This is a genomic window from Streptomonospora sediminis, from assembly GCF_054778995.1.
In genome coordinates this window covers 1-13,058 of the sequence record NZ_BAAGYZ010000060.1, presented here as the reverse complement: position 1 = coordinate 13,058, position 13,058 = coordinate 1, and the positions used below count along the sequence as shown (strand labels likewise).

Annotated in this window: 10 protein-coding genes and 1 riboswitch; of the genes, 6 read left to right on the top strand and 4 right to left on the bottom strand. The window is 74.1% G+C overall.

Annotated features, from left to right (window positions below):
- The first annotated feature begins 168 nt into the window (after window positions 1-168).
- Together ACYVD5_RS12640 and ACYVD5_RS12635 are read left to right on the top strand one after the other, a co-directional pair.
- On the top strand, window positions 169-609 hold the full coding sequence (locus ACYVD5_RS12640; protein WP_461001191.1) for an NfeD family protein: 441 nt from the start codon (window positions 169-171) through the stop codon (window positions 607-609).
- A gap of 71 nt (window positions 610-680) precedes the next feature.
- Entirely contained in the window at window positions 681-1,778 is a 1,098-nt protein-coding gene (locus ACYVD5_RS12635; protein WP_461001190.1) for an SPFH domain-containing protein, read from the top strand.
- Between the two features lie 156 nt (window positions 1,779-1,934).
- On the opposite strand, the gene ACYVD5_RS12630 is transcribed toward ACYVD5_RS12635, so the two are convergent.
- On the bottom strand, window positions 1,935-4,367 hold the full coding sequence (locus tag ACYVD5_RS12630) for a serine/threonine-protein kinase (RefSeq protein WP_461001189.1): 2,433 nt from the start codon (window positions 4,365-4,367) through the stop codon (window positions 1,935-1,937).
- A 309-nt stretch (window positions 4,368-4,676) separates the two neighbouring features.
- Between ACYVD5_RS12630 and ACYVD5_RS12625 the strand changes: the two genes are divergently transcribed.
- Complete coding sequence (locus tag ACYVD5_RS12625; protein ID WP_461001188.1) at window positions 4,677-4,946, top strand: DUF6504 family protein; 270 nt, start codon at window positions 4,677-4,679, stop codon at window positions 4,944-4,946.
- Window positions 4,947-5,066: 120 nt separating this feature from the next.
- Here ACYVD5_RS12625 and ACYVD5_RS12620 read toward each other — a convergent pair whose 3' ends face one another.
- Entirely contained in the window at window positions 5,067-6,485 is a 1,419-nt protein-coding gene (locus ACYVD5_RS12620; RefSeq protein ID WP_461001187.1) for an amidase, read from the bottom strand.
- 339 nt (window positions 6,486-6,824) lie between these two features.
- Window positions 6,825-6,953: riboswitch (cobalamin riboswitch) on the top strand.
- A 57-nt stretch (window positions 6,954-7,010) separates the two neighbouring features.
- Between ACYVD5_RS12620 and ACYVD5_RS12615 the strand changes: the two genes are divergently transcribed.
- Together ACYVD5_RS12615 and cobO are read left to right on the top strand one after the other, a co-directional pair.
- Entirely contained in the window at window positions 7,011-9,167 is a 2,157-nt protein-coding gene (locus ACYVD5_RS12615; protein ID WP_461001186.1) for a putative cobaltochelatase, read from the top strand.
- A gap of 89 nt (window positions 9,168-9,256) precedes the next feature.
- Window positions 9,257-9,889 (top strand): cob(I)yrinic acid a,c-diamide adenosyltransferase, encoded by a 633-nt coding sequence (cobO, locus tag ACYVD5_RS12610; protein WP_461001204.1) that lies wholly within the window; start codon window positions 9,257-9,259, stop codon window positions 9,887-9,889.
- A gap of 106 nt (window positions 9,890-9,995) precedes the next feature.
- Here the strand turns inward: cobO and ACYVD5_RS12605 are convergent, their stop codons facing one another.
- Both ACYVD5_RS12605 and ACYVD5_RS12600 read right to left on the bottom strand, forming a co-directional pair.
- Entirely contained in the window at window positions 9,996-10,562 is a 567-nt protein-coding gene (locus ACYVD5_RS12605) for a GNAT family N-acetyltransferase (RefSeq protein WP_461001203.1), read from the bottom strand.
- A 23-nt stretch (window positions 10,563-10,585) separates the two neighbouring features.
- Window positions 10,586-11,977: a cobyrinate a,c-diamide synthase gene (locus tag ACYVD5_RS12600; protein WP_461001202.1), complete on the bottom strand. Its 1,392-nt coding sequence runs from the start codon at window positions 11,975-11,977 to the stop codon at window positions 10,586-10,588.
- Between the two features lie 282 nt (window positions 11,978-12,259).
- On the opposite strand from ACYVD5_RS12600, the gene cobI reads away from it, so the two are divergent.
- Window positions 12,260-13,003, top strand: coding sequence for a precorrin-2 C(20)-methyltransferase (gene cobI / locus ACYVD5_RS12595; protein WP_461001185.1), 744 nt, complete (start codon window positions 12,260-12,262; stop codon window positions 13,001-13,003).
- Window positions 13,004-13,058: the final 55 nt, after the last annotated feature.

The following is a 13,058-nucleotide window of genomic DNA, read 5'->3' as shown; positions in this document are numbered from 1 at the left end:
CCGGTCCCGCCCGCTGCGCGGGCCCGCATCCGCCGCACCGGCGGGCGCGGGCCGCCCCCGTCCCAGCCGTCTGCGGCCGTCCCCGGAATGTGACCCCGCCCTGTGTGGTTGGTCACTGTTGAGGGGTAGTTTTAGGACTAGCCGCGTCCGGACGGGAGGTCGGTATCCATGCCGATTTGGGTCCTCTGGCTGATCGCGGCCGCCGCCCTGGGGATCGCCGAGGTTTTCACCCTCACCCTGGCTCTGGGCCTGCTCGCCGCCGCAGCGCTGATCGCCGGTGTCGTCGGCGCCGTGGGCATGGGTTTCGCCACGCAGACCGCCGCCTTTGTCATCGCCGCCGCCGCCGGTCTGCTGGTGGTCCGCCCCATCGCAAAACGCCACCTGCGCCAGCCGCCGCCGCTGCGGTCGGGTACCGACCGATTGGTCGGCCAGTCCGCGGTCGTTGTCAACGAGGTCACCGGCGAGCAGGGGCGCATCAAGCTCTCCGGCGAGGAGTGGTCGGCCCGCTGCATCGACGAGGACGCGGTGATACCCCCGGGCACGCGGGTCGACGTCATGGAGATCGACGGCGCGACGGCGGTCGTGTACCCGAGGGAGGCATTGCCGTGATCACGCCGTATCCCGTGTTTTCCCCCAGCACTTAGCCCGGCCCCGTCCGCTGGGGCATCCAGGAGGTAGCCATGGGGATCGACATCCTCTTCATCGTCATCGCTGTCCTGGCAGTACTCGCCGTCATATCCACGGTGCGCATCGTCCCGCAGGCGCGGGCCTACAACATCGAGCGGTTCGGGCGGTACATGCGCACGCTGCAGCCGGGGCTGAACTTCATCATCCCGGTCGTCGACCGCGTCAACACCAAGTACGACCTGCGCGAGCAGGTGTTCTCGTCCAAGCCGCAGCCGGTGATCACCGAGGACAACCTCGTCGTGAACATCGACACCGTGCTCTACTACCAGATCACCGAACCGCGGGCCGCCGCCTACGAGGTCGCCAACTACCTGGCGGCCATCGACCAGCTGACCGTGACCACGCTGCGCAACGTCATCGGCGGCATGGACCTGGAGCGCACCCTCACCTCGCGCGAGGAGATCAACACCACCCTGCGCGGCGTGCTCGACGACGCCACCGGCAAGTGGGGCATCCGGGTCAACCGGGTCGAGATCAAGGCCATCGACCCGCCGCCGTCCATCAAGGAGGCGATGGAGAAGCAGATGCGCGCCGAACGCGACAAGCGCGCGGTCGTGCTGCACGCCGAAGGTGAGCGGCAGTCGCGCATCCTCACCGCCGAAGGCGCCCGCCAGCAGGCGATCCTGGAGGCACAGGGCGACCAGCAGGCGCGCATCCTGCGGGCCGACGGCGAGGCGCAAGCGGTCGAGCGCGTCTTCCAAGCGGTGCACGCCAACAACGCCGACCCCAAGGTGCTCGCCTACAAGTACCTGGAGACCCTGCCGCACCTGGCCAACGGCGAAGGCAACACGTTCTGGGTCATTCCGGGCGAGCTCAGCCAGGCGGTGCAGAACGTCAGCAAGGCCTTCTCGGCCGAAACCGCTGCCGCCGCGCCCGAAGGCGCCGGCGAGCAGCAGCCCGAGGGCGGCGACGAAGGCGAGTCCGCCCCGGCCGAGCTCACCTCGGGCCAGCGCCGGGGTACCGCTGCCGCGGCGGCCGACCAGGCCGCCGAGATCGCCGCCGAAGCCGTGGCCAGCGCACGCAAGGAGGCCGCGGCCGCCGCCGGCGCGGCCGGCGGAGTGCCCGAACCGCGCCCGCGCAACCAGGAGTGACCGGGCGGGGCGGTCCGCGCCGCCGGTCCGCCCCGGCCTTGCCCGTCCGTACCGGGCCGAATCCCTGCGAGCCCGGACTTGCGGACAACACCGCGGTTCGAGCAGGACGCCGAGACAAACCGCCGCTCAGTCAAGGCGCGCCCGCCGTATGCGCTGCTACCCGCCGCTGTCGCCGGCGGTGCCGGTGGTGGCGCCGGGCTCGCCGAGGCGCTGGACCTCGAAGCGGTGGAACCCGACCGCCGGGGTGTCGGTTTCGCTGCCGCGGCGCTTGACCGTGACGCCGGCCATGCGTGCCTGGGAATCCGCGGCGTTGTCGGGCAGCGGTTCCGGATCGACGGCCTCCAGCACGTGCTCGCCGTTGACCCACAGGTTGATGGCCATGTTGCCGGACTCGTCGGGTTCGCAGGTCATGGTGAGCGTGTTGGTGACGGGGTCGGAGCCGCCGCCTCCGCCGGCATCCTGGTTGTCCCGTTCCAGCGGCAACGTGCCGGGCGGCTCCACGAACCCGCCCACGTCGTCGGTGCCGGCCAGCGCCGCCTGGCCGGATTCACCGCCGGCGCGCCGGATCTGCGCGCTGCCGCCGTCGAAGCGCACCAGCCCTTCGTAGTGGGTATCGATTTCCTCGTCGTCGGACTCCTGGCGCCAGCACCGGACCCCGTACTCGCTGTAGGGCGGCCCGGCCAGCGGCTCGGCCTCGGCGCGGACCAGCACCGACTCGGGGTACTCACCCTCGTAAGGGGGGTAGGCGCCGATGCTGCCGTCGTAGCTGTTGTACTCCGACACGCGCAGCACCAGCCCGTGGTCGGGGTGGTAGGCGTATTCGTAGGAGTCGTCGTCGGGTTCGTAGAGGTCGTAATCCCAGGCCCCGCCTGCGAAGTCGTCCTCGTAGACCAGCGTGCCCTCGGGCGGGCCGTCGAGCAGCACCGCTGCGACCCCGGCCACGCCCCCGGCGATCAGCAGCAGCACGGTCGCGCCGGCGCCGATGAGCATGGCGGTGCGGCGCTTGCGGGGAGCTGGGCCGCCGGTGGAGGCGCCGCCGGTTTCGCCGGGCGGCGCAGAACCGCCGCCGACCGCGGCGGGTTGGCCGAACGGCGGCGACCCCGCACTGTGGGGCGGCTGAAGGGCGGGGGAGTAAGGCTGCTGGGGACCCGATGGCGGCCCGTAAGGCATCGGGGCCTGCGGACCCGGCCCCGGCCCGTACGCAGCGGGACCGGGCGGCGGGCCGTGGTGCTGGGGCGGCGCGCCGGATGGGGGGAACCCGCCGCCGGGTGCCGGGTGGCCGGCCCCATCAGTGCCGGGCCGGGCGGCCGGAGGTGCCTGCGGGTGCGGGCCGGCCGGGGCAGCGGGGCCGGGGCCGTCGGCGGTGTTGCGGCCGTGGGGCGTTTGGGGGCCCGATGCGGGTGCCGCCGGCCCTTCGGGGTCGGGCAGGGTATGGGACGGCAGAGTCGGCGGCGGCCCCTCCGCCGCGCCGGGCGGAACGGCGCGGGTGGCGGGCTCGGTAGGGGCCTCGCCGCCTCCAGGGTCCGCCCCTGCACCTGACTCGGCGGCGGCCTCAGGGGACTCGGCGGCCTCAGGGGACTCGGCGGTCGCAGCGGGCTCGGTGGGCGCCGCACCGGCCGGTGCGGCGCCGGCGGCTCCTGCCGCCGCGGCAGCGCCCGCCGCACCTGCCGCACCTGCTGCGCCGCCGCCGGTGGAGCGGGCGGTGGAAGGCGGTGTCCAGGACTTGACGACGGTGCTGTCCACGGTCGCCTCGGCGGGATCCTCCTGGCCGACCAGGGCGTTCAGCAGTTGCTGGGCGGTGGGCCGGTTGCGGGGGTCTTTATCCAAGGCGCTGCGGGTGAGATCGACCAGGCGCGAGTCGAGCCCGGCCAGGTCGGCTTCGCCCGTGCTGATCTGGTGGAGCACGGCCGGAACCGAGGGGGCGTCGAAGGGCGCCTTGCCGGTTCCGGCATAGGCCACCAGGCAGCCCCAGGAGAAGATGTCGGAGGCGGGGGTGATCGTGCCGCCCGCGATCAGCTCCGGCGCGAGGTAGGAGGGCGTGCCCATCAGTTGGCTGGAGCGGGTGACGGCGCTTTCGTCGTCCATGGCGCGGGCGATGCCGAAGTCGATGACCTTGGGTCCGACCGCGGAGAGCAGCACGTTGCCGGGTTTGAGGTCGCGGTGGATGACACCTGCGCGGTGGATGGCGGCCAGCGCGGCGGCCACGCCCAGCGCGAGGCTTTCCAGGGTGCCGCCCGCCATGGCCCCGTCGGCGCTGATGGCCTCGCTGAGATTGGGGCCGGGCACGTACTCGGAGACGATGAGCAGCGGGTCGCCGTCGAGCCGGGCGTCGAGGACGCCGGCGGTGGAGAACCGGGCGACTTTGCGGGCGGATTCGACTTCGCGGGCGAACCGGCGGCGGAAGTCGGGGTCGTCGCTGAGGTCGGGGTGGATGAGTTTGACGGCGACCAGCCGGTCGGCGGTGTCGCGGGCGAGGTAGACGGTGCCCATGCCGCCCCGTCCCAGCCGGCCTTCGATCCGGTAGCCGCCGAGTTCGTGAGGATCGCCGGTGCGGAGGGGTTTGGCGCGCTCGCGCCCGTTTTCCGTCACGTTGCTGGGTTCCTTAGAGGGCTGAAGGGGGTGAGGTCGGCGTGGTTCGCGCTCATAGCGTACAGACGCCCCGATGGGGCCGCATCGGGCTGATTCGCTGGTCTTCATAGTGCTTGGGGGCGGGTGCTCCCGATTTTAGGCACCCGGTTTCCGGGCGGACCGCACTTTCGACAGACTGCGCCGCGCTGCGGTTCCACTGGGTTCGCGGATCCGCTATGGTTAGTACATACGTTCGAATTCGAGCCTGTCCTTCCCCGCAGGCCGAGTCGTTCCCGTTTCGGGAAGCCGCGCTTGAGGGGAGTGTCGCCGGTGGGCCACGTCTACGGGGTCCCGATCACCGTTACCGAGCACGAGGGGCGGCCGGTGCGCTTCGTGTGGCAGCAGCGGGTCTACAACGTCCGGCGCATCGTCGACCACTGGATCACACTGCGCGCCGACTGGTCGCCCGATGTCGAGGACCAGTTGCCCCAGCGCGCCCACTGGCGGGTCGAGGCCGGCGCGATGGGATCGCCGGGCGTCTACGAACTCCAGCACGATTCCACCTCGCAGGAATGGCTGCTGGCCCGCATCTGGGACTGAGCCGGCCCGTTGCGCGCCGCCTCCGCGCCCCCTGCTGCGGCCGGCTGTCCGCATCCGGCCCGTCGGATCCGGCCGCCGCGGGCATCACCGGGCGGTCTGCCGGCGCGGCCCGCCGCACAGCTACAGCGGCGGGCGGCGCCGGCCGTATGCCGTGGCCTGTTCGAACGCGCGCCCGATCTGCAGCACCCGGACATCTGCCCGGTGCGGGCCGACGATCTGCAGCCCCACCGGCAGCCCGTCCGGCGTGAACCCGCCCGGTACCGACAGCGCAGGGCACCCGGTCACCGTGATGTGCGAGCACGACCGCATCCAGTCCAAGTAGCTCTGCTGCGGGGCGCCGTCGATGTCGGTTGGGTACTCCAGGCCGGCGTCGAAGGGCACCACCTGGCTGACCGGCATCAGCAGGGCGTCGTAACGCTCGAAAAACTCCCGGACCTGGTGGTGGATCTGCGTGCGGGTCAGTTCGGCGCGGGCCACGTCGGCGCCCGAGAGCGTCCGGCCCTCCTCGATGTTCCGGGCCAGGCTGGGCTTGATCCGGTCGGGGGCGGCGTCCAGCAGTCCGCCCAGCGTGGCGGCGAACTGCCAGGCGCGCAGGGTGCGGAACACGTCGTCGGCGCCGGCGAGGTCGGGGGCGTCCGCCGCGACCTCGCAGCCCAGCCCGGCGAACACCTGCAGCGCGGGCGCAAGAGCGTCGGTCACGGCTCGTTCGCACGGCGCCGACCCGCCCAGGTCCGGCGACCAGGCAAGGCGCAGCCCGTGCAGGCCGGTCTCCGCCAGGGGCGGCGCGAAGGCCGATCCGGGTTCGTCCAGGGCGATGGGGCTGCGCGGGTCGGGCCCGGCCAGCACCGATAGCAGCAGGGCGGTGTCGCCGACCTCGCGCGCCATCGGCCCCTGCACCGAAAGCGCGGACCAGCCCAGTTCCGCGGGGTACCGGGGCACCCGCCCCGGCGACGGGCGCAGCCCCACCACGTTGTTGAACGAGGCCGGGTTGCGCAGCGAACCGCCCATGTCCGACCCCTCGGCCAGCGGGTGCAGCCCCGCCGCCAGCGCCGCGGCCGCACCGCCGCTGCTGCCTCCGGCCGAGCACGCGGGGTCATAGGGGTTGCGGGTCAGCCCGTGGACGGGGTTGAACGTGTGCGACCCGGCGGCGAACTCGGGGGTGTTGGTCTTGCCGATGGTGATGGCGCCGGCCGACCGCATGCGTTCCACGACCAGCTCGTCGTGTGCGGGCACGTAGTGCGCGAACAACGGCGAACCGAAGGTGGTGGCCAGCCCCGCTGTCTCGTGGGTGTCCTTGTGTGCCATGGGCAGGCCGTGCAGCGGCCCGACCTCCTCGCCGGCGGCCAGGCGCTCGTCGGCGGCGCCCGCCTCGTCCATGGCCCGTTCGGCGCACAGCGAGACGACGGCGTTGATCGCCGGGTTCACCGCCTCGATCCGCTCCAGGTGGGCGCGCACCACCTCGCGCGCGCAGACGTCGCGCCTGCGCAGCAGCGATGCGAGTTCCAGTGCCGGGCGGTGGGTGAGGTCGTCGTTGTGCATCGGTGGCGGTGCCCTCCCGGTCGTCGGGCGCGGCCCCCGCCGGGCGGCGGCGGGACGGGCGGCTCGGCGGCTGCGGAGCGCCGCGGCCAAGCGGCCCGGCCGCAGCCCGGCGTGGCGGGTAGCCGGATGTGTCCATCCCATCCCCATCCGGCGTCCGCCGCAACGGCCATCATCGCCCGATTGCCGCCGCGGCACCGGGCGGATTCCGCCGAGGCCGCGGGTGGCGTGCGTACGGGCCGATGCGGTGGGAGCGGGCCGGGGGCGGTGTGAGACTCTGGTGGGCGGTGCCGACGCTGAGGCGGATTGCCGGGTTCTCCCCGGATATTCCGCGCCAGTACGCAGGAACCCGGTGCGAATCCGGGACGGTCCCGCCACTGTGACCAGGGAGCGGACCCGCGGCGATCGCCACTGCCGGACGACCCGGCGGGAAGGCGGCGGGCAAGCGGTGATCTGGAAGCCAGGACACTGCGCGGCACCGCACAGGACCCCCTATGGGCGTGGATTCCCGAGGAAGGACTGACCTGCGTGAGCGCTCCTGCTCGCTACCCCTTCAGCGCGGTTGTCGGCATGGACGACATGAAACTCGCGCTGCTGATCAATGCCGTCTCCCCGGCTGTCGGCGGCGTCCTGGTCCGCGGCGAGAAAGGCACCGCCAAGTCGACGGTGGTGCGCGCCCTGGCGGCGCTGCTGCCCGATCTCGACGTTGTCGGTGACTGCCGGTTCGGCTGCGACCCCGCCGACCCCGACCTCGAGTGCCCCGACGGCCCGCACTCCGGCTCCGCGGTACCCCGCGAGCGACCGGCGCGGCTGGTGGAACTGCCGGTGGGCGCCAGCGAAGACCGGCTCGTGGGCTCGCTCGACATCGAACGGGCGCTCACCGAGGGCGTCAAGGCGTTCGACCCGGGCCTGCTCGCCGAGGCCCACCGCGGCGTCCTCTACGTCGACGAGGTCAACCTGCTGCACGACCACCTCGTCGACCTGCTGCTGGACGCCGCCGCCATGGGCACCTCGCACGTGGAGCGCGAAGGCGTGTCGGTGCGCCACGCCGCCCGTTTCCTGCTGGTGGGCACCATGAACCCGGAGGAGGGCGAGCTGCGGCCGCAGCTGCTGGACCGCTTCGGGCTGACCGTGGAGGTCGCCGCAACCCGCGACCCCCACCTGCGCGCCGACGTGGTGCGCCGCCGGCTCGCCTTCGAGACCGACCCCGACGGATTCGCCGCCGGCTACGCCGAAGAAGAGGCCGAGCTGGCCGGGCGCATCCGCGCCGCCCGCAAGCGGCTGCCCGGCGTCGTGCTCACCGACGCTGCGCTGCGGCAGGTGACAGCGGTCTGCGCGGCCTTCGACGTCGACGGGTTGCGCGCCGACATCGTCACCGCCCGGGCCGCGATGGCGCTGGCGGCGTGGCGCGACCGCGGCGAGGTCACCGCCGAGGACGTGCGCGATGCCGCACGGCTGGCGCTGCCGCACCGCCGCAGGCGCGACCCCTTTGACGCGCCCGATCTCGACGAGGGCCGGCTCGACGAGGCGATGGAGCAGGCCGCGGGTGATGCCGACCCAAAAGACCCGGGCGATCCGGCGGATCCTGACGACGACCCCGACGGCGGGGGCGGCGGGAACACCGGCGCCGACAGCGGTGGCGATGGCGGCGCCGGGTCCGGCGGGCCCGACGCGCAGGAGCCGCAGGCCCCGGAGGTCCCGCAGGATTCGCCGGGGGACGCCTCCGCCCCCGATGGGGGCCAAGAGGGTGCGGACGACAACGGCGCCGCAGGCCCCAAGCCCCCTGCCGGCTCCGGCGGCCGCCCCGACGAGGACGCCCCGGACCGCGGCGAGCAGCCGCCGCCCGAGCCGCAGCACTCCGGCGAGGGCAAGCAGGCCGAGGCCGGCGAGACCTACCGGCCGCGCCTGTTCAGCCTGAGCGGTGTGGGCGAGGGCGCGCCGGGGCGGCGCTCCCGTGCGCAGACCCCTTTCGGGCGCACCTCGGGTGCGCGCGTGCCCCGCACGGGCGTGCGCGGGCTGCACCTGACCGCGACCCTGCGCGCGGCGGCGCCCTACCAGCGCGCCCGCGGCCGCACCGGCCCCGGGCTGCTGGTGCGCGGGGGCGACCTGCGGGAGGTGGTGCGCGAAGGGCGCGAGGGCAACCTGGTGCTGTTCTGCGTGGACGCCAGCGGCTCCATGGCCGCCCGCGAGCGGATGCGCGCCGTCAAGGGGGCGGTGCTCAGCCTGCTGATGGACGCCTACCAGCGGCGCGACAAGGTCGGGCTGATCACGTTCCGCGGCACCGGAGCGGCCGTGGAGCTGCCGCCGACCTCTTCGGTTGAGGCGGGCGCGCGCCGACTGCGCGAACTGCGCACCGGAGGGCGCACGCCGCTCGCGGCGGGCCTGCTCCGTTCGGCGGAGGTGCTGCGTGTCGAGCGGCTGCGCGACCCCAGCCGCCGCCCGCTGCTGGTGGTGGTCACCGATGGCCGCGCGACCCAGGGCGGGCTGCCCGACGCGCTGCGCGCCGGGGCGCGGATCGGCGCCCAGGGAGTGCAGGGTGTCGTCGTCGACTGCGAGACCGGGCCGGTGCGCCTGGGACTGGCCGCGCGCTTGGCCGCCGAGATGGGCGGGGAGTCGGTGACCCTGGGCGAACTGGGTGCCGACACGCTGAGCGGCGTGGTGCGCTCGGCCCGCAGCGCCGCCTGACCGCGGCGCGGACACGCGGGCCGCCCCGGCACCGGGCCGGCCGTGCCGGCACCCGGACGTGCGCAGCCCTGCGCCTACCCGATCGACCGATTCATTCGAGGACCGAGGAGAAGACCCACATGCCGCAAGGCCAACCTGCCCAGGTGCCCGACGACGGACTGACCACGCGCCAGCGCCGCCACCGCCCGCTGCTGATGGTGCACACCGGGCCGGGCAAGGGCAAGTCGACGGCCGCGTTCGGGCTGGCCACCCGCTGCTGGTCGCAGGGCTGGGACATCGGTGTCTTCCAGTTCGTCAAGTCGGCCAAGTGGCGCATCGGCGAGGAGCGGGCGCTGCGCGTGCTCGGCGAAACCGGCGAGGGCGGCCGTGTCGACTGGAACAAGATGGGCGAGGGCTGGTCCTGGATCCAGCGCGCCGGCACCGAAGAGGACCACGCAGCCGACGCAGCCGAGGGCTGGGCCCAGATCAAGCGCGACCTGGCCGCCGAGACCTACGGCCTCTACGTGCTGGACGAGTTCACCTATCCCATGAAGTGGGGCTGGGTGGACGTTGCCGACGTTGTGGAGACCCTGGCCCAGCGCAGCGGTCGGCAGCACGTCGTCATCACCGGCCGCGACGCCGACCCCCGGCTGCTGGAGGCGGCCGATCTGGTCACCGAAATGACCAAGGTCAAACACCCCATGGACGCCGGGCAGAAGGGCCAGCGCGGCATCGAGTGGTAGGCGCCCGCCGCGCCTGCGGCCCGCCGCGCACCGGCGGCCGCGGGCGCCGCGGGGGGACCGCCCAGGGTGTGTTCGGTAGGTCCGTCCGGCGGGTTCCGCCGGGACACTAGCGGGCGCCGCCCATGCCCAGGTCGGCGGGGATGAGGCTGTAGGCCGCCAGGTCGGTGCGGCCTGAGTGCAGCGGCATCGCGTTGCGTTCCACGCCTTCGAAGACGAACCCCGCCTTCTCGGCGACCCGGCGCGACGCCGCGTTGCCCGTGGCCGCCTTCAGCTCGACCCGCTGGAAGGCCTGGTCGGTCAGCGCCCACCGGGAGACGGCCGCCACGGCTTCGGTGGCCAGCCCCCGCCCGCGCGCCCACGGCCCCAGCCAGTAGCCGACCTCGGTGGAGCGGGCGCGCCAGATGGTGCGGACCAGGCCCACCGACCCGGCGTAGGCCCCGGTCGCGGACTCGATGGCCGCCCACTGCTGGCCGTCGCCGCCCACGCGGGCCTGCGGCGCCTCGACCAGGCACCAGTTCTCCGCGTCGGCGCGCGTGTAGGGCTCGCCGGGGTGCGGCAGCGGCAGCCAGCGCTGCACCTCGGGGTCGGTTATGCCGCGGTGGACCGGGTCGATGTCCTCGCTCGTGTGCGCCCGCAGCACCAGCCGGTCGGTGTGCAGGACCACCGACGGCATCATCGGCGTTTCCGCCGGGCTCGTCACAGGACACCCCTCTCGGTGTAGGCGCGTGCAGCCTGCAGGAACCGGCCGGCGGTATCCGGGCGGCCGGCCCAGTGCAGGTGCAGATAGGAAGCGCAGATCGTGTCAGAGGCGAATCCTTCGCCGCCATCTTTTTTCCACTGCCACGCAGGCCGGGCCCCCAACCGGGGTTCGACGGCGGTGCGGTGGAACTCGTGGCCGCGCACGCGGGTGCCCGCCCGCGCCAGCAGGGTGTCGCCGACCGCCACGGCCGACCGGTAGCCCAGGGTGAGCGACCCGGTCATGGCCGCGTCAGCGGGCAGCACGCCGCACATCGGCGCACCGTCGAGACTGCGCGCAAGGTACAGCAGCCCGGCGCACTCGGCTGCGATCGGGGCGCCGCGTGCGGCCAGCGCGGCGACCGCCCCGCGCAGCGGCTCGTTGGCCGACAGTTCCGCCGCGTGCACCTCGGGGAACCCGCCGCCGACGATCAGCGCGTCGGTGCCCTCGGGCAGCGACTCGTCGCGCAGCGGATCGACCGTGTGCACCTCGGCGCCGCCGGCCTGCAGCAGTTCCGCCTGCTCGGTGTAACCGAAGGTGAACGCGGGCCCGCCGAACACGGCGACCCGCGGCGGGCGCGATCCGGCACCCGGGCTGGCGCCCGCACCGGTCCGGGAAACGGCGCCGGCCGCCTCCCAGGGTTCGGCCGCCAGGTCGGGGGCCGCGCTCGCCACGGCCAGCACCGCGTCCAGGTCGCAGGAGCCGGCCACCAGCGCGCCGAGCTCCCGCACGGCCCGGTGCGCCTCGCCGGCGCGTTCGGCGGCCGGGATCAGGCCGAGGTGGCGCGAAGGGGTGCTGACATCCGCACTGCGCCGGATCGCCCCGAGGACGGGCACCCCGACCTCCTCCAACGCATCGCGCAGCAGCCGTTCGTGGCGCTCGGAACCCACGCGGTTCAGGATCACCCCGGCGATGCGCACCCGCGGGTCATAGGTACAGAAGCCGTGCACCAGGGCGGCCACCGACCGGGAGGTGCGGGCGGCGTCGACCACCAGCACGACCGGAGCGCCCAGCAGCGCGGCCACGTGCGCCGTGGAGCCGGAGTCGCCGGGGCCGGCGAACCCCGCGGAGTCGGACGCGCCGTCGAACAGGCCCATGACCCCCTCGATGACGGCGATACCAGCACCGGCGGCCCCGTGCAGGAACAGCGGGGCGACGCGTTCCTCGCCGCACAGCACCGGGTCGAGGTTGCGCGGCGGCCGGCCGGTGGCCAGCGCATGGTAGCCGGGGTCGATGTAGTCGGGACCGACCTTGTGGCCGCTGACCTCGGTCCCGCGCTGGGCCAGCGCCGCCATGAGCCCGGTGGCGACGGTGGTCTTGCCGCTGCTCGACGCCGGGGCCGCGATCACCACGCGCGGTATCCGGGGCACGTGCTCATCCTCCTTGCCGGTGGGATCGGCCGAACACGGGCAGGCACGGCCGAAGGGCCACCTTACGGCGTGTGCGCGTCAGCCGGCACGCGCAGGTCGGGTGCGGTGTGCCGCTGTGCAGGGGCGCGACCCGCCCGCGGGCGCCGCGACCCCGCACCGATACGCTGACGTCGGTGCCCGCTGCGACGGCAACGGGCACGGACCGGCGCCGCTGCGGCACTGCGGCGGGCGCCGACGACAGCAGCCGACAAGGGAAGCGGTGGTATGGGCGCGGGCACACGGCTGGTCGGGGTCGGCGTAGGACCCGGCGACCCGGAACTGGTGACGGTCAAGGCGGTACGGCGGATGCGCGAAGCCGACGCCGTGATCGTCCCGGTGCTGGCCGGCGACGAGCCGGGCCGGGCCGAGGCGACCGTGCGGGCCCACGTCGACGGTTCCCGCATCGAACGCGCCGTCTTCGCGCTCAACGACCGGGACGGCCGCAGCGAGCGGCGGGTGCGCGCCTGGGACGAGGCCGCCCGCTCCGTTCTGCGGCACTTCGGCGCCGGGGCGGCCACGGTGGCGTTCGCCACCATCGGCGACCCCAATGTCTACTCGACCTTCACCTACCTGGCGCAGACCGTGCGCGAAGCGGCCCCCGACACCGAGGTCGAAACCGTGCCGGGTATCACCGCCATGCAGGATCTGGCCGCGCGCGCCGACCGGGTACTGGCCGAAGGCCGCGAACCCCTCACGCTGCTGCCCGTCACCGCAGGCATGGACCGGCTCGGCGCGGCCCTGGACTCCGACGCCACCGTGGTCGCCTACAAGTTCGGCCGGTTCGCGCCGCAGGTCGCCGACGCGGTGCGCGCCGCCGGCCGCGGCGACGACGCCGTTTACGGTGCCCGGCTGGGGCTGCCCGACGAGAAGATCGCGCCGCTGGCCGAACTCGGCGGCGCCGACCTGCCGTACCTGTCCACCCTCATCGCGCCCGCGCGCCGCGGAGGGCGGCGCGGCGGGAAGCTTTGAGCACCGGGCGCCGCGGGCACGGAACCGCCGGCGGCGCCGACCGCGGGGCCGCGGC

Bases quoted from the DNA above. Each gene is read 5' to 3' on its own strand.
- ACYVD5_RS12640 (WP_461001191.1), top strand. From the start codon at position 169: ATGCCGATTTGGGTCCTCTGGCTGATCGCGGCCGCCGCCCTGGGGATC.
- ACYVD5_RS12635 (WP_461001190.1), top strand. From the start codon at position 681: ATGGGGATCGACATCCTCTTCATCGTCATCGCTGTCCTGGCAGTACTC.
- ACYVD5_RS12620 (WP_461001187.1), bottom strand. From the start codon at position 6,485: ATGCACAACGACGACCTCACCCACCGCCCGGCACTGGAACTCGCATCG.
- ACYVD5_RS12605 (WP_461001203.1), bottom strand. From the start codon at position 10,562: ATGCCGTCGGTGGTCCTGCACACCGACCGGCTGGTGCTGCGGGCGCAC.
- cobI (WP_461001185.1), top strand. From the start codon at position 12,260: ATGGGCGCGGGCACACGGCTGGTCGGGGTCGGCGTAGGACCCGGCGAC.